Genomic DNA, 18,235 nt, shown 5'->3' with positions numbered 1-18,235 from the left:
TTCATAAATGTTACAAACCAGGGAACGGTGCGTTAGGCACGGGAATTTATTGATGGATTGGAATGCTGAATTTATCGCCCGTGCCTAACACACCCTACGATTAAATAAGATTTTGTTATCACCATAAATCCGGGAGAGCCTGTAACAAATGTAGCGGATAAGTTACTAAAAACTTATCTTAATTCACTGTTTATTCAGTCATTTGTGGTTAAAGTTTGTTATTCACAAAATCGCGAATTACATTGAATAAATTATTATAATTAAATTCGACTGGTCGATCGCACATCTCCAAAAACTCCTTTGCTGTCACCTTTAAAGCCTGCGTAAACTCAGAAAATTGGGAAATGGAGAGAGTGCGATCGCAATTGTTGTATCATCGGTTAGCATGATATTGCCGATCGGATCAATAGTTTATCCCCTGTTTAGTATCATCGATCGAATCCGATCCACAAAGTCTTGATAATCTACCACTGGTTTAAGGATATAGCCATCTGCACCGCTTATTTCCAAAAAGTTTTCCCTGTGTGTCGCACCACAATTAGCTGTCACCAAAATTACGGGCAAATTAGCCGTTCTCGAATCAGCTTTCAGCATTTGAGTTATTGCCAAACCATGAATAAATTTTCCTTCATACCAGCTGTTCTTCAGAGCCAGATCTATAATAATCAGATCTACTTCCCCAGACTGGGCAATTTGGATTACCTCTTCCACATTTTCCGTGTGGCGTACCATTAAACCCCCTAGCTTAGTGAGCGTCTTAGAGAAAGCTTTAACGTTTATCGGATCATCTTCAACGAGCAGAACGGTTGCCATAACAAATTTCCCGATAGAATTGTTTCAAATCCAGTTTACACCAGCATTACAAACCGATGTTTGCGTAATGTTTGCGTAATGTTTGGCTTAGATGAATTCGCCAGCAAAATTTACAAAAGTTTAGCGAAATAGATACTGAAAATGAGTAGAATTATTAAAGAAAGAGTCCCTGGTCTAAAAGCAGTTGAACGTTATCCAAAACTGATGGTTTTGGGAAAACCAGGTTCCGGTAAAACCACATTTTTAAAATATCTCGCTATCCAATGTATCTATGGCGAAAATTTCACCAACTTAGTACCCATCTTTATCACCTTACGAGAGTTTGCCGAAATCAAATTTATAGCAATTGTCTTAACTCATCAATTAAAATCAAATTTCCCAAATCACAGGAACTAAACCCTCAAACCCACGTCTTTACCATTCCTAATAAAAATACCGAATCCAAACAAAACAAAATCTGTAAATAGTTATAACCCAAATGGTTGATGTACCTCATTCCTAACCTTGTTATCCTAAAAAAGCAACTATAAACTCTCTTGTGCCTCAATCTAAAAAATATCGGAAACAAACCCTTTAAATCAGCGTCATAAAGTTTAACAAGAGAAACCCCCGGAGGGTGCTAAAAAATGTTTAAAATTCGCAACTGGAAATCAACAACTGCACTAATTGTTGCTTTGGGAATGAGTGCTTCTGCAACCGCACCAATTTTAATAGCTTCTCCTGCATCAGCACAATTTCGTGATTCAATTAGTCAAAGAGGTAATTACAGAATCCCTTCGGGAACTGCGATTCAAGTTAGATATGATTCAGCAGAAAAAATAGTGGTTTCTCCTAATGAAACTACTAATTTAACACTGAGTGTCGATCGCGATGTGGTTTCTCGTGACGGTGAAATATTAATTCCTGCTAGAAGTCAAGTTGTGGGACAATTACGACCAGCAAGTGGTGGATCTCAATTTGTAGCTAGAGATTTAATTTTACCTGGTGGAGAACGCCGATCGATCAACGCCTCCTCCGACGTAATTACCAGAACAGAAGAAGTTCGCAAAGGTACAAACCTTACCAGTCTCCTAGCAGGCGCAGCTGTTGGTTCTGCTGCTGGCGCTTTAATTGCTGGCGTTACAGGCGATCGCCGCATTGACGCATTAGAAGTTCTCGCAGGTACAGGTGTGGGTACCGTAGGTGGGTTACTTTTAGGCGGACGCAGATCCAATAGAGTTGTAGTCATCGATCCAGACAGCGACCTCGATCTTAGATTAAACTCAGATTTAGTTGTTAATTCCTTTGGACGAGCTCCTGGTTATAGTTCAGGTTATAGCGACCCCGGTTACAATAACCCCGGTTACAATAACCCAAATTCTAATCCGGGGTACAACAGAGGCATCTAGATGTACAGGTTTCTCCAAAAAAAAGCGATCGCTCTACAATTTGTAATAGCGATCGTTTTTTTGTATTTAACTTTCATTGACACCTTACCTAGAAAACAGCAAACTTATACAAGACAACATCCTTTGGGAATAATCTTGTATCCTAATCAAGCAAGATGCGATCGGCGATCGTGCTGATAAACCCCATTATCCGTGTTGCCAGAAGGGTTGCTATCTTCAGATATCTTCATTTTGAATTTTGAATTTTCAATTTTGAATTACTTAATTAGGGTGCATAAGAAATTATTTAACTATCCCTTTAGCACTGTACCAGGAATTTAATTATGCAAAAAGTTTTCTTAATTTTGGGAGAACTCAGCGATGACGACGTTGACTGGATAATTCAAACAAGTAAATGGCAAGAAATTACAGCCAACACCACACTCATTGAAGAAGGAAAACCCGTAGATGCCATCTACATTCTCTTAGAAGGAACTTTAACAGTTTCTATTTCCGCCCTTGGTGGTAAAGAAATTGCTACACTTACCAGCGGCGAAGTAGTCGGAGAAATGTCTTTCATAGATTATCGTCCCCCATCCGCTACAGTTACCTCTTCAGAAAAGTCTTTAGTTTTGTCCATTCCCCGTCGAGAATTAGCCGCAAAACTACAATTTGATATTAGCTTTGCTTCCCGTTTTTACCGTGCCTTAGCCATTCTACTTTCCCTGAGAATGCGTGGTTTAGTCAGTCAATTAGGTTACGGTAAAGCTCAAGCCGAAGAAGTAGAATTAGAACAACTGCATCCCCATCTTTTAGAAAACATTACCCTCGCTAGAGCTAGATTTGATTGGATAATTAGACGGCTTAGAACCAACCAATTTAAACCTATAATTCCCCAAAACAATGATTAACTAAATCAAATTAGTAGTAAAATCATTAAAAACAATTCTATCGCGAGCAATTTATGTATAATTGCAGTTTTGTTACATCAAAAAAAGCTCTATTAATTGCCTTGTCGATTAATGTTGCTGCGACAATATCTTTAGTTTTACCATCTCCTAACTTTGCCCAAAACAATACTAACTTACAGCAAGAAGAAACCCCACAAAGACAAATAGCTGTCCGAATTCCAGCCGGAACAACACTTCCTGTAAGATACGATGTAGCTAAGAAAATTTTAGTTTCCCCTCATGAACCCGGGCCAATTCCTTTAACCTTAAGTTTAGCTAGAAATGTCTCTTCTTTTAATGTCAATTCCTTAATTCCTGCGGGTAGTCAAATAGTTGGCGAACTAGTAACAATTCAAGACCAAAAAACTGCTCAATTCGTTGCCAAACAGTTAGTTTTATCAGATGGGAAAAGAATTGAAATTAGCGCTAGTTCCAGAATTATTGAGAGAACTTCCGAAATTTCTAAAAATCAAAGAGTTGACAGAATAGTGAAAAATTCCGCTTTAGGTACAGCAGCAGCAGCCGCTTTTGCCGCTATGTCAGGGAACCCAATTATTGCTTCTCAAGAAGTAGTATTAAACTCTGGTTTTGGTTCTTCGGCTGAATTAATAGGCGCATTTCGCAATCAAGAAAAAGCCACAATTATTACCATATTTCCTAACACTGACTTCACCCTAACCCTAAACTCAGATTTAGTTCTTAAATAATACATTAACTTTGTCTGTTGTGAACACTTCAGTGTTCTCTAAGATAAGAACACTTCCAATACCGCTCGGGTTTTGAGTAGGGGCGAAGCATTCGGGCAACAATTTATGACTCAAACCCTAGATTTTATGCCCGAATGCTTCGCCCCTACAAAGGGGAAAATCGTTAACCGAGCAGTATTGAGAACACTTCAGTGTTCACAACAAACCTTATGTTACTCGCTAAACTCTGGCAACCAGACAATAAAAGTAGTTCCCAATTTCTTAATTTCAGGATGTTTAGCTGGACTAAAAACTTCAATTTTTCCCTGCATTTGTTGAATTAATTCCTGTGCGATCGCCAAACCCAAACCAGTCCCTGGAATCTCCGTCTTTTCCTTCACACCCCGAAAACCCCTTTCAAACAAATGCTCTAAATCTTGCTGAGGAATACCTAAACCATTATCACTCACCGCCACACCCAAGAACTTACCATCAGCCGTCTTTTTCCGCTTAATTTCTAGAAAAATTTTGCCCCCAGCAGGCGTATATTTCAAAGCATTATCTACAATATTACTCAACACTTCCGTTAAAGCCTTACTATCACATTTTATAGTTGGTAAATTTTCCGTAATTTCCGCTTGAAAAGTTAAATTTTGCTCCTGTGCGATCGCAAAAGCCGCCGCCAAAACCGAATCTAAAACCTTCCCCAAAGAACAAGCCGACAAACTCGGAATTTCCATCAACCCCGACTCCGGTAACAACAGCAAAGGTTGTTTAACATTCTTCGCCTTCTCTGTTTCCACCTTCGACTCAACCGGAGAAATCGTCAACAAATTATCCAAAAATCCATCCGGTTGCGGCTCATTTAAATCATCAGTTAAATCAATCACCCGATCGAACTGTTGCAACAAATCTTGAATTCGATCGCTCTCCCGTAAAATATTATTCGCAAACTCCCGATTTTTCTCATCCAAACCCAATCTTTTCACCAGCAACTTCCCAAAAGTCCTTAACGCCGTCAAAGGATTTCGTAACTGATGTAAAAGATTATGTAACAAATCATTTTGTTGAGCTTGCAAACGTTGTTGTTCGCTAAATCTGTGTTCCAACCATTGCGAACGTTGGTCTAAAATACAAGCGATCGCGATCGTAGATGCAATCTCCTCAATCTGACTCCTCTCCGACTCATTCCACGCCCTATCGCCCCTGCTAGTCACCAACAAACCCATCACCACCTCTTCATGTATCAGAGGGAAAACAACCTGTCTTTGTTGCGCTAGAAAATTACCCTTACCCTCATCCCTCGCCCACTGATCCAAAATCACCCCATCCTCACCCACAGCCGCAGGTAAGCGCCGTTGAGCACTCATTCTTTGTAATTCAGTTGGTAACAGACTTAGCGATCGTTGTTCCTCCCAAATTACCCCAGCCTTCGGGTAACTCACGATCGGAATTAACTTAGTCTGGTTCTCCACCACATCTTCCGTCACATACACCACACTCAAAGCCGCACCCAACGATTGCGTCAACAAATCAACCTGCGCTTGACAAAGAGTTACGAATTCTGAACTGGCAGGCATCAACATAGCAGATCGGCCTATAAAATCAATAATAGTTTCCCCGAGCTAATTGCCCTAACTAACCATAGCTAGTTTCCCTGGGGCATCAGGTGTGAAGAGACTTAGTATATCCAGTTTAGGCAATCATCAGACCCCAAACGCATCTTTTTTCACTTCACATAACATTATTATGACCTTCCCACCATCATCTCCAACCCTTTCACCGGGAGACTTCCCTCCACAGACTGTTTCTCCCACACTTACCCTAGCCCCTTACCACAAATCCCCTGATTATTCTACCTTTTTGGCCCATCTTCATCAAAGCTTTCCATTATCCACTGTATTCGCTGAAACTTTTGTATCAAAGAGTTAATAAAACTTGATTTTTTTTACTCAAGCCGATATACTTGCGACGGTTTTGTAAATATCATTACAATTATTCCCTTAAAGAGGAGGTAGATAGCTTGGCAAGGAGACGGAAGCGCAAAAGTCGTCGTCGCCAAGAAGGCCGGAGGATTCTTGAGCACGTGCCTCAATATAGCATTGAAAGTGGGCAAGAAAAACCTGTAACGGCGGCACGAAAATTTATTCAAGCCGAAGGAATTTTACCACCCGCACTACTGCTAGTGAAACGTAACGAGCATACTACAGATCGGTACTTCTGGGCGGAAAAGGGTTTATTTGGGGCGCAGTACGTGGAAGAAAACCATTTCCTGTTCCCCAGCTTAAGGGAATTAGAACACCCTAACGAAAAACCCCAACTGGCTACAGTGTCAGTCTGAGTCATAACTTGGTAATAGTTGGTAGAATAGCCAAAATTTTCCTCTGAAATTATGCTATTCACCCTTTAGTAAGCCAGAATTAGCTGAGTGGTAGAAAATACATAGCCTGGGTATGGAGTTAATTATAAAGGGTCAATAGCGGTTGTAATTGCCTTATTTAGTAGCCCTATTACCCATACCCATAGGCGAAAGGATAGAAATGTCCAAGGCGATCTTAAAAAAGAAAACTTGTTAGGATTCTCTTGACAATACATTTAGTTGTTTGGGCGAAGCTGGCATCACAATAGGACAGTCAAAACTGTCTATAGTTGCCAACTCAGCTGCTTGAATAACTAATAAACCAGAATTAGGCAACAGATAAGCTAAATAAAATATTAAATCAACCCCAATCAAAGCTTAGCTTGATTGGGGCTCATTTAATATCACTGTTAAATTGACATCCTCCCTGGCGTGAACGCACGGGGATTAAGAGAATCACTTCTGAGATTTCCTCTTTCGCTGAGGTAATCCCGGTTCAACAAATGGAACGAAGAATGGAGGCAGGAGCTCAGGAGTGCTCTTATCTGAGTCTAAAAGGGCATTCACGAAACTTGTTGCCAGCCCAAAGTTTCTCGCAAAACCGATAGTTCATCTCGATGCCCAGTCACAGTAATTAAATTCTGTGTTTCTTGGGTACTTTCTGTCGCTGCACTCTCCAACTTCAGCGAAACCTGCTCTTGACGACCAGCTTTTTGCCAGTAGAACATACCTGCGATAGGTGACAACAGTTCCAAACCCAAAAACAGCAAACCTATCTGGGGAAACAGAAACGACAACACCAAAACCAAGCAAAGAATTCCGATCGCCGCCAAAAAGGTCAAGAAAACAGCTAAAAACCAACTTGGACGCACGAATCCGGCAAAAGTTACTTGGTTTTGAGTGGCATCTATGGCGACGACCTTATAGGATCTCTGCGTAAAATACTGCTGCAATTGGGCTAAAAGCGAATCAGTTGGCTCTGTTGACATCAACTGAATTACCTGTGTCCTATCCTTTACAGAAGCCCTGATAAAGAAGAATAGCCCGATCGCTAACAATACCGTAAGCAGCAAAGTTGAAGAAAGAATCGTCGTACTCATGCTGGAAAAACAATCAGAGAAGTATCTTTTACTTTACATAAATTTACGTCCTCTCTGAAACCTCCCGCACTGCTTCCCGATTGTTACTGACATATTCACCAGGCTGGTGATTTTTGCTGGCATAATCATGCCAAAGCCCCGCTAAATTTTGCGCCTGTTCTCGCCAGTCCGGTTTAATGCGGTACATCCTCCGGGGACGACCCCGCCCTTCCACCTTTTTCCAGTAACCGCTAATCGCCTGTTCCTCTTCCAGAAACTTTAAAGCACTGTAGAGTACTGTATCTGAAAGACGATAAGCCGGATATTCCGTCTCGATTAACTGAATTAGTTCTGTTCCGTAGGATTCTCCCCGTGCTAACACAGAAAGTACATAACAAACCGCTAACTCCTTGGTGAGATATATCGGGGGAGGATTATCGAAAAACTGGTAAATGTCGTCAAATTTCATTTGCATAACCCGCTTAACACTCCATTGTTTCTTACTTTATTCCCATAGCGCTCAACAGCAACCCGATCTCTTCTTCATCAGAACAGCCAATTAGTCTTAATTCAATCAGGACTAATGTGACTCATCAATATCAGCATCAATGACGATCGGATTGTATTTTTTCTGATGGGAGACTGCTGAATATTACGATCAATTCTAGACAGTCAATACTTGGTCTGCTTACCTGATTCATAAAATAATTTTGCTTTTCTTGCCATTGAGAGTTTAATTGCAGATTCAAAAAGCCGGGAGGAGAATCTTTTGAACCAAGAAAAACAAAGTAACATGAACTTTCAGCGCTCAATTACAAGCTAGGTGTAACAGAAGCACTTCAAACTCTTAAATTTTATTGTTTCTAAATAAATTTAGCCAACAACGGCGTATCTTTTCTCCCTGTTCTTTTCTATCCCTACCATCAGTTCTGCTAAGGATAATTTTATTTCTACAGTACAGAGTTCTGCTGGCAATGGGATTATGAGTACCAGAGGCTCGCCAGTATCTATGCCCTAACGTTACCCTATCAGTCAAGACACTTTGGTGGTAAAGTGCCAAACTACCTACCAAGGTAACAGCCAAAGTACCACGAGCCAATAACTGCCGACCTAAACTGCTTTGGTACTGGAATGGCATAAGCTGCGAGCGAAATTGTTGTTGATGGACATTTTGTTTGGTTGACTTACTCAAGCCGGATCGGAGAATACTAAAATAATCTGACGATCGCATCTAAAGCAAAGTTCTCACACCAGCTATTTTCTCTATCTTAAATTAGCTAACAGGTTGATCAGTATGGCAAATAAATCAGATTCCTCATCAGTTCCAGCGGCTATTCGCCAAATAGCCGGGAATTTCCGCATCGCAGGCTGGACTAGTTTCTGGCTTCAGTTAGTACTAGGTGTAATTTCTATAGTCGTGTTGCTATTGTTTATTGTTTTCAGTCGTTCTCCTAATACCAATAATCCCAACAGTGGCAATCCAGGAACGAGTTTTGGTGTGTTTTTGGCAATTTGTGGAATTGTGAGTTTGGGTATCGGTGTTTACATGGGGTTCCGTTATGTTCGCATTGGTAGACAACTGCAATCATCTAATCCCAGTATGCGACCCCGGAAAGCAGAAACTATCCCCATCCTCCGCATGGGGTTAATCATTAATTTAGTAGGAATGTTATTAACTATTCTCGGTGCTTGGGCGATCGTTGGTTCTTTGGCTGCTAGGTCAATTTCCCAAGTCCAAACAGCCATCTACGCCGATCCTTCTCGCCTAATTAGTTCTTTAGATATTTTGGCAGTACAAGCAAATATTAATACCATTGCTGGACATTTTGCCGGAATTATTGTGGCACTTTGGTTGATCGATCGCATCAGTCGCTAACGCTTTGGGGACTGGGGACTAGGGACTGGGATTCCTTGTAGATTAAGCACTTAGTCTCAGATTACAACGATTACAACAATTCTGGAAGCAGGGAAGACAACTGAAAGATCGTCAAGACTAATCAAGAAATCTGGTAAATATGTTAATCCTAGTTAAACTTTCCTAATCCCCAGTCCCCAGTCCCCAATCCCCAATCCTCAGTCCCCAAATGATATCCTAATTAATTGGCTCCAATGAGTAGAAACCTGTGCTAGACCTCAAGCAAATCCGGGAAAATCCACAATACGTCCAAGAGCGCTTAAATCTGCGTAGTGCTGGTCAATATGACATTCAACCAATTTTAGAATTAGACCAACAGCAAAGACAATTAGAACAAGAACGCAGCCGACTACAAGCGCGTAGCAACGAAATTGCTAAACTCATTCCTGCCAAAATTAAACAAGGTAGCGACCCCAAAGGCGCAGAAATTTTAGAATTGCGGGAAGAGGGAAACAAAGTTAAAACCGAAATTGGCGAACTCGAACCAAGAGAAAAAGAACTTAAATCCCAATTAGAAACCTTACTGTTAGCCCTTCCCAATTTACCAAGCGAAGCTACACCGATCGGTAAAAGCGAAGACGATAACCCAGAAGTGCGCCGCTGGGGAGATGAATACAAACCTCAGCATTCGGTGTTACCGCATTGGGAAATAGGGGAAAAGTTAGGGATTTTGAATAGCGATCGCGCAGTCAAAGTCGCCCAAAGTCGGTTTATCATGCTCAAAGGCGCAGGTGCAGCCTTAGAAAGAGCATTAATCAGCTTCATGCTCGACAAACAAACCGCAGCAGGTTACATCGAAGTCCTTCCCCCATTATTAGTTAACAGCGCATCTCTCACCGCAACAAGTCAACTGCCCAAATTTGCCGACGAAAGTTTTAAATGTCAAGATGACGACCTTTGGCTAATCCCTACAGCAGAAGTACCCGTCACCAACCTTTACCGCGAAGAAATACTCGAAGCATCTCAATTACCCATTCGTCACTGCGCCTACACCCCCTGTTTCCGCCGGGAAGCTGGCGCTTACGGCAGAGATACCAAAGGATTAATTCGCCTGCATCAATTCAACAAAGTCGAATTAGTTAAATTCGTCCATCCCGACAACTCCGAAGCAGAACATCAAGCACTCGTGCGCGACGCAGAGGCAATTCTACAAGCCCTGAAGCTACCTTATCGAGTAATCGAACTATGTACCGGAGACTTGGGTTTCGGGGCGGCGAGGTGCTACGACTTAGAAGTGTGGCTACCTTCTGCGGAGAAATACCGGGAAATTTCCAGCTGTTCCAACTTTAGAGATTTTCAAGCCCGACGGGGTAGCATTCGCTTTAAGGAAGCAGGGAAAAAAGGGACTCAGTTTGTCCACACCCTGAACGGTTCTGGGTTAGCGGTTGGTAGGACAATGGCAGCAGTGTTGGAGAATTACCAACAACCAGATGGCACAGTAAAAATACCTGAAGTGTTACAACCTTATCTAGGGCGAGATGTGCTCTACGAAACCGCAACTTGACATACTCCCCCGTCACAGCAATGCTTAACGGGGGATTCTCCCAGAATCACTTCTTGAGATTACTGGTTCAACGAGACGACTTAAATCTTCAACATCTCTGTTAAAAATCCAGAGGTCGGACTCTCCCCAGTCGTTTGGGTCGGTTCCTGTATGCCCTACAGTACCGTTGAGATACTCTCCCAAATATTTCAACCCTTTTTTCAAAATATTAATTGCTGCGTTAAAGTCACGATCTAAAACTGTTTTACAGTCAGGACAAATGTGAGTTCTTGTACTCAATGTCTTGTGAACTTTCGCTCCACAAACAGAACAGTCAATAGTCGTGAATTGCGGTGGTACAGCAATGCAAGTTATCTTATGTATCTTGGCGAAATAATTCACCCATTGGGTGAATTGATACCAAGAAGCATCGCTAATACTTTTCGCTAACTTGTGATTTTTCACCAAATTTGACACCTGCAAAGCTTCGTAGACTACCAAATCGTGAGATTGGACTAACGCCAAAGCATCTTTAATTGCTCTGTCTTTACGTTGTCGGGATACTTTCAGGTGTAATTTAGCTACTTTTTGCCGTTGTTTATGATAGTTATTTGACTGCTTTTGACCTTTCTTAAAGCGCTTAGATAGCTTTCTTTGAGCTTTTCTTAAACGCCTTGCGGTTTTCTTGAGGAAGTGGGGATTTTCTACTGTGTTTCCGTTGGAATCAGTATAGAACTCTTTTAGTCCTAAATCTATTCCCACTACAGAACCAGTGAATTCGTGCTTCTCTTGCCGTTCGTAGTCAATTAAAAATTGACAGTAATAACCGTCAGCACGTCTGACTACTCTTAATCGCCTGATTTGTTGAGAAGAGTAGTAGACTAAGGCTTTCTGACTACACCACAGGTCAAAAGTTCCTGCTTTGAATCCATCAGTAAAAGTGATTTGTTTCCGATCGTCAGAAAGTTTATAGCCAGTGATTTTGTATTCCACTGACCGACTGTACTTTTTGAATTTAGGAAATCCCTTCTTTTTAATTGATGAATCGTGACATTTAAGATAAAATCGAGCGATCGCAGCCCAAGCTCGATCGGCACTTGATTGTCTGGCTTGGGAATTTAATTTGTTTACCCAAGGTGTTGTAGAATCTTTTGCTAAAACGGCACAAAGTTTCTGTAGGTCATTCCTTGTAGTCCCTTTGTTATCCATCCAATATCTAACGCATTTGTTTCTGACAAATTGCGCTGTTTTGATGGCTTCATTTAGCCTTTGATATTGTTCTGAACTGCCGTTTTTTAACTTGGCTTCTACAACTAACATAAGTTTCCCTACGCACAAGTGCAGGCTAGGCCAACGATCTGGGGTTGGTTTTAGTTTATCATATCTTACCTACGAAAGTTAGAATTAAATCGTTGCTAGGCTTTAATTTGTCGATCGGATGAATGCCCTCGTTAACCTCACAATGTAACGGGGACATTCATCCGACATTTTAGGTAAAATGAAGAAATGTGTAGATGTAGCAGCATAAATTATCTATGTCCGTTTTGGCAGCGATCGCAGTCTTAGCTATCCTAATTGTGGTACACGAGTTAGGTCATTTCATGGCTGCTCGTCTTCAAGGCATTCACGCCAACCGTTTTTCCTTGGGTTTTGGCCCAATACTGTGGAAATACCAAGGGCCAGAAACCGAGTACGCCGTCCGTGCTTTTCCCTTGGGAGGATTTGTTGGTTTTCCTGACGATGATCCAGATTGTAAATATCCCCTTGACGATCCAAATTTACTCCGCAATCGTCCCATTTTAGACCGTGCAATCGTCATCAGTGCCGGAGTAATTGCTAACCTAATCTTTGCTTATTTAGTGTTAGTAATTCAATTCGGAATTGTTGGTGTTCCTAAAGGAATTAACTATCAACCAGGAGTACTTGTTCCTCAAATTATCTCTGAAAACTCTCCTGCTGCACTTGCCGGAATTAAAGCGGGAGATGTGATTCTTTCAGTTAACGGTAAACAACTCGGTGCTGTTAAAGAAGCCCCTGAATTACTGAAAACAGAAATTCAAAACTCTGCCAACAAACCCATTACAATCACTGTAGAAAGGAATGGGAACACAGGCTCTATTAAGGTAACACCAGAAGCGGGAGCAGATGGTAACGGGCGAATTGGCGTTCAATTAGTTCCCAATGGCACTCCGATTTATCGTCGTCCTAATAATATCCTGGAAATCTTTAGCCTTGCTGCCGATCAATTCCAACAAATCTTTGTGGGAACGGTGAAAGGTTTTTATCAGCTAATTACCAACTTTAAAGAAACAGCTTCTCAAGTAGCTGGCCCTGTGAAAATTGTTGAAGCTGGTGCAAAGTTGGCGGAATCTGATCTTAGTAGGCTATTTTTGTTTGCCGCTTTAGTTAGTATTAACTTGGCAATCATTAATATTTTGCCTTTACCAGCTTTAGACGGTGGACAGTTGGCTTTTTTGCTAATTGAAGGGTTGCGTGGTAAACCTTTACCAACTCACATTCAAGATGGTGTCATGCAAACTGGACTAATGTTACTCTTAGGACTAGGAATCTTTTTGATTGTCCGAGATACAACCCAACTTGAGTGGGTACAAAAGTTACTTCAGTGAGCATTACCCGTAAATTAGCTACAAAGCAGCAAAGAGCGTTGGAGATTTTGATTCGTTTAAAGCGACTTTATCCCGACGCTACTTGCACTCTCAATTATGAAACTCCTGTACAATTGCTGGTGGCAACGATTCTCTCGGCGCAATGTACTGATGAGCGAGTGAATCAGGTAACACCGGAATTGTTTCGCCGTTTTCCTGATGCAGAAGCGATCGCCAACGCCGACCTCACCGAGTTAGAATCGCTAGTACGTTCCACAGGCTTCTACCGCAACAAAGCCAAAAATATCCAAGGCGCTTGTCGCCTAATAGTCGAAAAATTTCGGGGAAAAGTGCCAAAACGCATGGAACAATTGCTGGAATTACCCGGAGTAGCCAGAAAAACCGCTAACGTAGTCTCAGCCCACGCTTACGGCATTTATCACGGCGTAACAGTCGATACCCATGTTAAACGCCTGAGTAATAGATTAGGTTTAACCGAACATCAAGACCCCATTCGTATCGAACGCGATTTAATAACCCTTTTACCCCAACCTGATTGGGAAAACTGGTCTATTCGCTTAATCTATCACGGTCGCGCTATTTGTACCGCTAGGAAACCTGCCTGTCACGCCTGCGCCCTAGCTGACCTCTGTCCTTCCGCTAATTTAGGCAGTATAGAGTAGGGGTCTTAAAGTCATCTAAGCGGACTTGTCTACTAATGCAATATTTGCTAAGAATTCTAATCAAGCTGCAACAGAAATTGCTTTTGCTTTAAAGGATGGTTCGGGAATAGCTCGACCATCCTCTCGAAAAGTGTCAATATAAAGCTGAATAGCTTCTTTAATATTGTTTTCTGTTTCTTCAAGTGTCTTACCTGTAGAAATACAACCAGGTAAATCAGGAACATAAACTGAATAGTTACTGCCAGCCCATTCAAAAATTACCACATATTCTTTCATTAGTTTTTCTTTCTATTTTAAATTGCCTTGTTTTTAATGCTATGCTCTGCTTAAAATAGCAATGATTTTGTCAAATGTCTATTCCGTCAGAAATCAGGAATATAATTGACCGAATAAACCAAGAAATAAATGAAACCGAGCAAGAAGCGACGGAGGGAATAAGCCTAGTTAGACCTATTTTGTCACAGTTTCCAGAAAATGTCGCACTGACTCAGTTTTTTGCCTATTTCAGTAGTATTCTATTTTTCGTGGAGATGTGCAGAACAAGACGCTTGCCAACCATTGTTGAAAAAATTTCAGATTCAGATGTAACTGATTTGGAAATAGAGGAAGCAGGCGAAGAGTTGGGAACACTACTGGGACAGGTAATAGAAGCTAAAATAGGTGTCAGAAGAATTGTGGAGCGTTTACAGAATTAATTATGAAAGAATTACCAGACAATCGCAAAATGGATGAACTGCTTGAAGTTGCTAAAGATGCTTACGAAAAAGCCAAAGTTATGTATGAAACAGCAACGGAAATAGCCGAAAAGTGGGAAAATCGGTCTGAAGAGAAACAAGCAGCAAAACAGCAAACTGGGGTGAATGGTGGAAATTAAAAGAGAGTGTATTTACCCAGTCCTCTTCAGAGGACTTTCGCTATTAGCCAGGGGTTAAACCCCCTGGCGGGCTTGTCTGCTAAATAGATAAAATTTTAACCACAGATATCCACAGATAAACACAGATAAACACAGATGTAAATGCAGTCTTAAGATGGGGAATACAGATATTTTATCCAAAGATTTTACATAATCGATGCTACCTAACAAAAGATATATCCAAATTGATTTCTGCATCTCACAATCTACATCTACATCTGCGTTCATCTGCGTTTAAAAAAAGGTACGTTGTTGCGCTTTAGCGCTAAATCTGGCGCTGAAGCGCAACAACATACCTCTGTACTGTTTCTCCCGCCAGTACCAGGTATCGAATCGCTGGAATGACGAGTTTTCGTAGCAAAGAAGGTGCAAAACAATTCTTTACAATCTGCGAAAACCCTTATATGTTACATTTTACAAGTCTCGACGCGAGAGAAGAAGAGAAGAACGCACGACGTAAACCGAACTCCGAACTCGAACTGCGCTCCACCTTAGCGCTCCTTCCCGCCTTCACCTCCCAAACCTCCTCCTCGCCATCCCGAAAAAAGGTAAGGTACACACCACCGGAACCCGAACCCGGGAGGTGGCCTTTTGGTGCAGAGGTATTAAAAATAAAACCAGAGGAAAGAATATATTTCCCCTTTCTCTTCGCCCATCCTACGCGATCGCAAAACCTTTCCCAAGCTTCTTCATAATACTTCCCATCTGGAATACCACCGCATTCCAGATAAATCTTCTTCTGGACGCTAAAACCAAAACGTCCATTGCTGTATTCTACCCATAATCCGTCAATCTTTCGCAACTCCTCACAAGGAAAATTCAGCAATTCTTCTTCACTAAACCACTGTCCTTCTTCCTTTCCTACAGTCAAAATCATCAACCGATAAGTTTCTTGATCTGCCTTTTCCCACTCTCCATTTTGCAGATACCGTTCTAAATCCCGATAGCGGAGTAGTTGCAATTGTTCTGCTAGGGATTGCAATTCTGCTGTCAGATTCGAGTCTACTTTTCTAGTAGTTTCCCGCCAACAATCATAGGCCAGAGAAACAGCTTCGCGAGAGCCATTATTACAAGCTTCTCGAATCAAATTAGTAGGATTAACTTGAGCAGCATAGAGAAGAATTGTTTCCCGCCACCAAGAATCCCCAAAATGCTGAAACAATAAACTTTCTTGCCCTAGCTTTTTGATTTGCACCGCAGCTAAGTAATTTTGAAAACTCAAATGGGCAAATTCGTACTCTTCCGGTTCCCTTTCCACCAACAACTCGCTAACTTTCACTACTTCTTCCAAGAAAGCTGCTGGTTGAACATCATCATCCAGCGACTTTAGATGAGTTTCAATCAAAACCATTAACTCATTTTGGGGAAGAATGGGACGATTTTGGTGCACCATTTCTAAAGCAACGCTTTGCAAAACTTCCTGACTTTCCTTCGCAGGTAATAGTAAATTAATCTGCCTTGCTAAAGGTCTATCTCCCAGTTGTAGCTGACAAATTGCCTTATAAAGTTCCGTGCGTTTGCGAGGTAGTTCGTTCCCCGGATAAGAATAGTGAAAAGTAGCAATCATGTTCAACAGCAGAGGATTTTGCGCCATATCTTTCAACTCGCTGCGCTGTTCTATCTGCTGCATCAAATCCGTTCCTTTCCGAATTGCTTCCTCCTTCACTTCGGGAGTATTGCGCCCTGCTCTAGCATACAGTTCTCGATAGAAATACCACTGTTCGATAAACCGTTGTCGTTGGTCTGAATTAAAAGGTTTCACGAACAGCGAAGTTTGCGGTTTAGTAGCTGCCGAGTAATCCTTGTAACCACCGGGACGGGAAGTGAGGAAAAAGACCGATTTGGGATAATCTTCCATCTGGCGACTTATCCACTCGCTTATCTGCTGTCGCTGTCCTTCTGCCACTTCATCAAAACCATCCAACATCACCAAGGCATCCCCTCGCCGCAATAAATTTTCTACCCAGTTAGCAGGTAAGGTGAGGCGTTTTCCTTCCGGCAGTTGGGGAATATGATGTTGGGTAATCAATTCTGCTAAATTAGGCGCGTTTTCTTGCCCTAATAAATCTCGCCATTTCCGCAGATATAGCAAAAACGGAATTAATCGAGGTACTTGATAGCGCAGACGAGCGCGTTTTGGCTTTTCACAATAAGTATAAGTCAGATGGCGCAGTAAAGTACTTTTACCGTAGCCACCCCAAGCTAAGATGACCATCCGCCGATAAGCCGGAGTTTTCCGCATCCGTGCGAGAAAATCCCAAATTTTCAGCCCATCCCGTTGCGCCTGCATCGCGGCGATATCTTCAGCATCTTTTTGCCGCAAACTGGGCGATAAAGACATTGTATGGACATCGCCCAATTCCAGAGGGACAAAAACTTCCTCCAGCGTGGGAGTAAAATTTTGGTTAAAGCCTTCGGTGATATAGTCACGACAGGCATTTGCCTGACATCGGAGATATTTATCTTCAAACCCGGATAGTTGCCAACGCAATCCTCTATCCAAGCTTTCCATAAATTTAACCAAGGAATCTGCATCTTGCTTACCTCGGTCAGTATAAATTTCCCGCATTCTGGCAATGAAACTTTCCGTATAAGCTGCCCAAATAGCGGTGACAACTGTTACCGGAAACATGAAAATTGCCAGCATCCAATCTTGCTCTAATAAGAAATGGACAAATAACCAACCACTACCGCCAAGGGGACTCCACTGAATAAATGCTTGGACACTTTTTTGAACAAACTGGCGTTCCGGTTTTTCCTCCGACGGTGACTTAGGCGCTGGTTCTGGTGTTTGTTTTTCTGTCTGGGGAGACTTGGAAGTTGAGTCGGGGGGCTGCGGTGCGGGATTGGATTCCTGGGACATAAAAGTTAAATGCAGCGTACTGTCTTTATATTAACAAGTACGTTGTTGCGCTTGAGCGCTAAATCTGTCGCTGAACGCTATGACGCAAGGGTTTTTTATCCCTTAACTCGCTTTCCTCTCAATATCCATCCCAGATAGCGGTTTACAATCTACAAAACTAACTGAATCTGGATCGAGAAAACCAGCGATCGCCATTTCTAACACCGCTTCTACCGGATATTCAATTTCTGCTGAGTATGCAATCAACGCCTGCTTAATTTTATTGGGAAGCGCATCAAGAAAAGCATTTGCAGCAACTGGTGATAGGTGTTCGGTTGCAGTTTCCATTATGCTTTATTCCTCTTGCCTGATACGAATGTTATAGCGTGGTTTAACTGTTTGAACAAAAATGTTGAGCGCAGTCCCTACCTATAACGAAGTTTAGGTAGGGTTAGCGAAACCAACATAAAAATGCGTAGCAACGATTTATTCTGGATTCTCTTGGTTCTGCACATATTCTATAAGTTTATTTAGTGGTG

22 protein-coding genes are annotated in these 18,235 nt (G+C 41.8%); 12 read left to right on the top strand and 10 right to left on the bottom strand.

Features of this window, described 5'->3' with window-relative positions; translation table 11 throughout:
- Nucleotides 1-411 precede the first annotated feature (411 nt).
- Entirely contained in the window at nt 412-813 is a 402-nt protein-coding gene (locus tag ACE1CC_RS06965) for a response regulator (protein ID WP_413269741.1), read from the bottom strand.
- Nucleotides 814-954: 141 nt separating this feature from the next.
- Between ACE1CC_RS06965 and ACE1CC_RS06960 the strand changes: the two genes are divergently transcribed.
- The 5 genes from ACE1CC_RS06960 to ACE1CC_RS06940 all read left to right on the top strand — a co-directional run bounded on the left by ACE1CC_RS06960 (nt 955) and on the right by ACE1CC_RS06940 (nt 3,837).
- Nucleotides 955-1,209 carry an NACHT domain-containing protein gene (locus ACE1CC_RS06960; protein ID WP_413261511.1) on the top strand — a complete coding sequence of 85 codons (255 nt, stop codon included), beginning with the start codon at nt 955-957 and terminating at the stop codon, nt 1,207-1,209.
- Between the two features lie 230 nt (nt 1,210-1,439).
- On the top strand, nt 1,440-2,201 hold the full coding sequence (locus tag ACE1CC_RS06955; protein ID WP_413269740.1) for a hypothetical protein: 762 nt from the start codon (nt 1,440-1,442) through the stop codon (nt 2,199-2,201).
- Entirely contained in the window at nt 2,202-2,378 is a 177-nt protein-coding gene (locus tag ACE1CC_RS06950) for a hypothetical protein (protein WP_413269739.1), read from the top strand.
- Between the two features lie 146 nt (nt 2,379-2,524).
- Nucleotides 2,525-3,091: a cyclic nucleotide-binding domain-containing protein gene (locus ACE1CC_RS06945; protein ID WP_413269738.1), complete on the top strand. Its 567-nt coding sequence runs from the start codon at nt 2,525-2,527 to the stop codon at nt 3,089-3,091.
- Nucleotides 3,092-3,144: 53 nt separating this feature from the next.
- A complete protein-coding gene (locus tag ACE1CC_RS06940) occupies nt 3,145-3,837 on the top strand; it encodes a hypothetical protein (RefSeq protein WP_413269737.1) in 693 nt (230 codons plus the stop codon).
- Nucleotides 3,838-4,049: 212 nt separating this feature from the next.
- Here ACE1CC_RS06940 and ACE1CC_RS06935 read toward each other — a convergent pair whose 3' ends face one another.
- Complete coding sequence (locus ACE1CC_RS06935) at nt 4,050-5,402, bottom strand: ATP-binding protein (RefSeq protein ID WP_413269736.1); 1,353 nt, start codon at nt 5,400-5,402, stop codon at nt 4,050-4,052.
- A gap of 437 nt (nt 5,403-5,839) precedes the next feature.
- On the opposite strand from ACE1CC_RS06935, the gene ACE1CC_RS06930 reads away from it, so the two are divergent.
- Nucleotides 5,840-6,157, top strand: coding sequence for a DUF3155 domain-containing protein (locus ACE1CC_RS06930; RefSeq protein WP_413261516.1), 318 nt, complete (start codon nt 5,840-5,842; stop codon nt 6,155-6,157).
- Nucleotides 6,158-6,388: 231 nt separating this feature from the next.
- Here ACE1CC_RS06930 and ACE1CC_RS06925 read toward each other — a convergent pair whose 3' ends face one another.
- The 4 genes from ACE1CC_RS06925 to ACE1CC_RS06910 all read right to left on the bottom strand — a co-directional run bounded on the left by ACE1CC_RS06925 (nt 6,389) and on the right by ACE1CC_RS06910 (nt 8,392).
- Complete coding sequence (locus ACE1CC_RS06925; RefSeq protein ID WP_413269735.1) at nt 6,389-6,550, bottom strand: hypothetical protein; 162 nt, start codon at nt 6,548-6,550, stop codon at nt 6,389-6,391.
- 188 nt (nt 6,551-6,738) lie between these two features.
- Nucleotides 6,739-7,275: a cofactor assembly of complex C subunit B gene (locus ACE1CC_RS06920; RefSeq protein ID WP_413261517.1), complete on the bottom strand. Its 537-nt coding sequence runs from the start codon at nt 7,273-7,275 to the stop codon at nt 6,739-6,741.
- Between the two features lie 43 nt (nt 7,276-7,318).
- Complete coding sequence (locus tag ACE1CC_RS06915) at nt 7,319-7,723, bottom strand: PadR family transcriptional regulator (RefSeq protein WP_413269734.1); 405 nt, start codon at nt 7,721-7,723, stop codon at nt 7,319-7,321.
- A gap of 378 nt (nt 7,724-8,101) precedes the next feature.
- Nucleotides 8,102-8,392, bottom strand: a complete 291-nt coding sequence (locus tag ACE1CC_RS06910) for a hypothetical protein (RefSeq protein ID WP_413269733.1) — start codon at nt 8,390-8,392, stop codon at nt 8,102-8,104.
- A 156-nt stretch (nt 8,393-8,548) separates the two neighbouring features.
- On the opposite strand from ACE1CC_RS06910, the gene ACE1CC_RS06905 reads away from it, so the two are divergent.
- Nucleotides 8,549-9,130, top strand: coding sequence for a DUF3611 family protein (locus ACE1CC_RS06905; RefSeq protein WP_413269732.1), 582 nt, complete (start codon nt 8,549-8,551; stop codon nt 9,128-9,130).
- A 247-nt stretch (nt 9,131-9,377) separates the two neighbouring features.
- A complete protein-coding gene (serS, locus tag ACE1CC_RS06900) occupies nt 9,378-10,673 on the top strand; it encodes a serine--tRNA ligase (RefSeq protein ID WP_413269731.1) in 1,296 nt (431 codons plus the stop codon).
- Nucleotides 10,674-10,697: 24 nt separating this feature from the next.
- Here the strand turns inward: serS and ACE1CC_RS06895 are convergent, their stop codons facing one another.
- A complete protein-coding gene (locus ACE1CC_RS06895; RefSeq protein WP_413269730.1) occupies nt 10,698-11,972 on the bottom strand; it encodes an RNA-guided endonuclease InsQ/TnpB family protein in 1,275 nt (424 codons plus the stop codon).
- 215 nt (nt 11,973-12,187) lie between these two features.
- Here ACE1CC_RS06895 and rseP point away from each other — a divergent pair, with 215 nt between their 5' ends.
- A complete protein-coding gene (gene rseP, locus ACE1CC_RS06890) occupies nt 12,188-13,279 on the top strand; it encodes an RIP metalloprotease RseP (protein WP_413269729.1) in 1,092 nt (363 codons plus the stop codon).
- Entirely contained in the window at nt 13,276-13,941 is a 666-nt protein-coding gene (gene nth / locus ACE1CC_RS06885; protein WP_413269728.1) for an endonuclease III, read from the top strand. Before rseP ends, nth begins: the two co-directional genes overlap by 4 nt.
- Nucleotides 13,942-14,001: 60 nt before the next feature.
- Here nth and ACE1CC_RS06880 read toward each other — a convergent pair whose 3' ends face one another.
- Nucleotides 14,002-14,217 carry a type II toxin-antitoxin system HicB family antitoxin gene (locus ACE1CC_RS06880; RefSeq protein WP_413269727.1) on the bottom strand — a complete coding sequence of 72 codons (216 nt, stop codon included), beginning with the start codon at nt 14,215-14,217 and terminating at the stop codon, nt 14,002-14,004.
- A 74-nt stretch (nt 14,218-14,291) separates the two neighbouring features.
- On the opposite strand from ACE1CC_RS06880, the gene ACE1CC_RS06875 reads away from it, so the two are divergent.
- On the top strand, nt 14,292-14,636 hold the full coding sequence (locus ACE1CC_RS06875; RefSeq protein ID WP_413269726.1) for a hypothetical protein: 345 nt from the start codon (nt 14,292-14,294) through the stop codon (nt 14,634-14,636).
- A gap of 2 nt (nt 14,637-14,638) precedes the next feature.
- Nucleotides 14,639-14,815, top strand: a complete 177-nt coding sequence (locus ACE1CC_RS06870) for a hypothetical protein (protein ID WP_413269725.1) — start codon at nt 14,639-14,641, stop codon at nt 14,813-14,815.
- Nucleotides 14,816-15,254: 439 nt separating this feature from the next.
- Here ACE1CC_RS06870 and ACE1CC_RS06865 read toward each other — a convergent pair whose 3' ends face one another.
- Nucleotides 15,255-17,717: a GUN4 domain-containing protein gene (locus ACE1CC_RS06865; RefSeq protein WP_413269724.1), complete on the bottom strand. Its 2,463-nt coding sequence runs from the start codon at nt 17,715-17,717 to the stop codon at nt 15,255-15,257.
- 102 nt (nt 17,718-17,819) lie between these two features.
- A complete protein-coding gene (locus ACE1CC_RS06860; RefSeq protein ID WP_413269723.1) occupies nt 17,820-18,044 on the bottom strand; it encodes a hypothetical protein in 225 nt (74 codons plus the stop codon).
- Nucleotides 18,045-18,235 lie beyond the last annotated feature (191 nt).

The organism is Floridaenema aerugineum BLCC-F46, from assembly GCF_041929345.1.
Classification (GTDB): Bacteria; Cyanobacteriota; Cyanobacteriia; order Cyanobacteriales; family Aerosakkonemataceae; genus Floridanema; species Floridanema aerugineum.
This window is presented reverse-complemented; position numbering and strand designations above follow the sequence as displayed.

What these genes read in the sequence shown, in the direction of transcription:
- ACE1CC_RS06955 (WP_413269740.1), top strand. Translation starts at nt 1,440, where the DNA reads ATGTTTAAAATTCGCAACTGGAAATCAACAACTGCACTAATTGTTGCT.
- ACE1CC_RS06870 (WP_413269725.1), top strand. Translation starts at nt 14,639, where the DNA reads ATGAAAGAATTACCAGACAATCGCAAAATGGATGAACTGCTTGAAGTT.
- ACE1CC_RS06915 (WP_413269734.1), bottom strand. Translation starts at nt 7,723, where the DNA reads ATGAAATTTGACGACATTTACCAGTTTTTCGATAATCCTCCCCCGATA.
- ACE1CC_RS06940 (WP_413269737.1), top strand. Translation starts at nt 3,145, where the DNA reads ATGTATAATTGCAGTTTTGTTACATCAAAAAAAGCTCTATTAATTGCC.
- ACE1CC_RS06910 (WP_413269733.1), bottom strand. Translation starts at nt 8,392, where the DNA reads ATGCCATTCCAGTACCAAAGCAGTTTAGGTCGGCAGTTATTGGCTCGT.
- ACE1CC_RS06960 (WP_413261511.1), top strand. Translation starts at nt 955, where the DNA reads ATGAGTAGAATTATTAAAGAAAGAGTCCCTGGTCTAAAAGCAGTTGAA.
- ACE1CC_RS06905 (WP_413269732.1), top strand. Translation starts at nt 8,549, where the DNA reads ATGGCAAATAAATCAGATTCCTCATCAGTTCCAGCGGCTATTCGCCAA.
- ACE1CC_RS06935 (WP_413269736.1), bottom strand. Translation starts at nt 5,402, where the DNA reads ATGTTGATGCCTGCCAGTTCAGAATTCGTAACTCTTTGTCAAGCGCAG.
- ACE1CC_RS06860 (WP_413269723.1), bottom strand. Translation starts at nt 18,044, where the DNA reads ATGGAAACTGCAACCGAACACCTATCACCAGTTGCTGCAAATGCTTTT.
- ACE1CC_RS06880 (WP_413269727.1), bottom strand. Translation starts at nt 14,217, where the DNA reads ATGAAAGAATATGTGGTAATTTTTGAATGGGCTGGCAGTAACTATTCA.
- ACE1CC_RS06965 (WP_413269741.1), bottom strand. Translation starts at nt 813, where the DNA reads ATGGCAACCGTTCTGCTCGTTGAAGATGATCCGATAAACGTTAAAGCT.
- ACE1CC_RS06920 (WP_413261517.1), bottom strand. Translation starts at nt 7,275, where the DNA reads ATGAGTACGACGATTCTTTCTTCAACTTTGCTGCTTACGGTATTGTTA.
- ACE1CC_RS06950 (WP_413269739.1), top strand. Translation starts at nt 2,202, where the DNA reads ATGTACAGGTTTCTCCAAAAAAAAGCGATCGCTCTACAATTTGTAATA.
- rseP (WP_413269729.1), top strand. Translation starts at nt 12,188, where the DNA reads ATGTCCGTTTTGGCAGCGATCGCAGTCTTAGCTATCCTAATTGTGGTA.
- ACE1CC_RS06875 (WP_413269726.1), top strand. Translation starts at nt 14,292, where the DNA reads ATGTCTATTCCGTCAGAAATCAGGAATATAATTGACCGAATAAACCAA.
- ACE1CC_RS06865 (WP_413269724.1), bottom strand. Translation starts at nt 17,717, where the DNA reads ATGTCCCAGGAATCCAATCCCGCACCGCAGCCCCCCGACTCAACTTCC.
- ACE1CC_RS06895 (WP_413269730.1), bottom strand. Translation starts at nt 11,972, where the DNA reads ATGTTAGTTGTAGAAGCCAAGTTAAAAAACGGCAGTTCAGAACAATAT.
- ACE1CC_RS06945 (WP_413269738.1), top strand. Translation starts at nt 2,525, where the DNA reads ATGCAAAAAGTTTTCTTAATTTTGGGAGAACTCAGCGATGACGACGTT.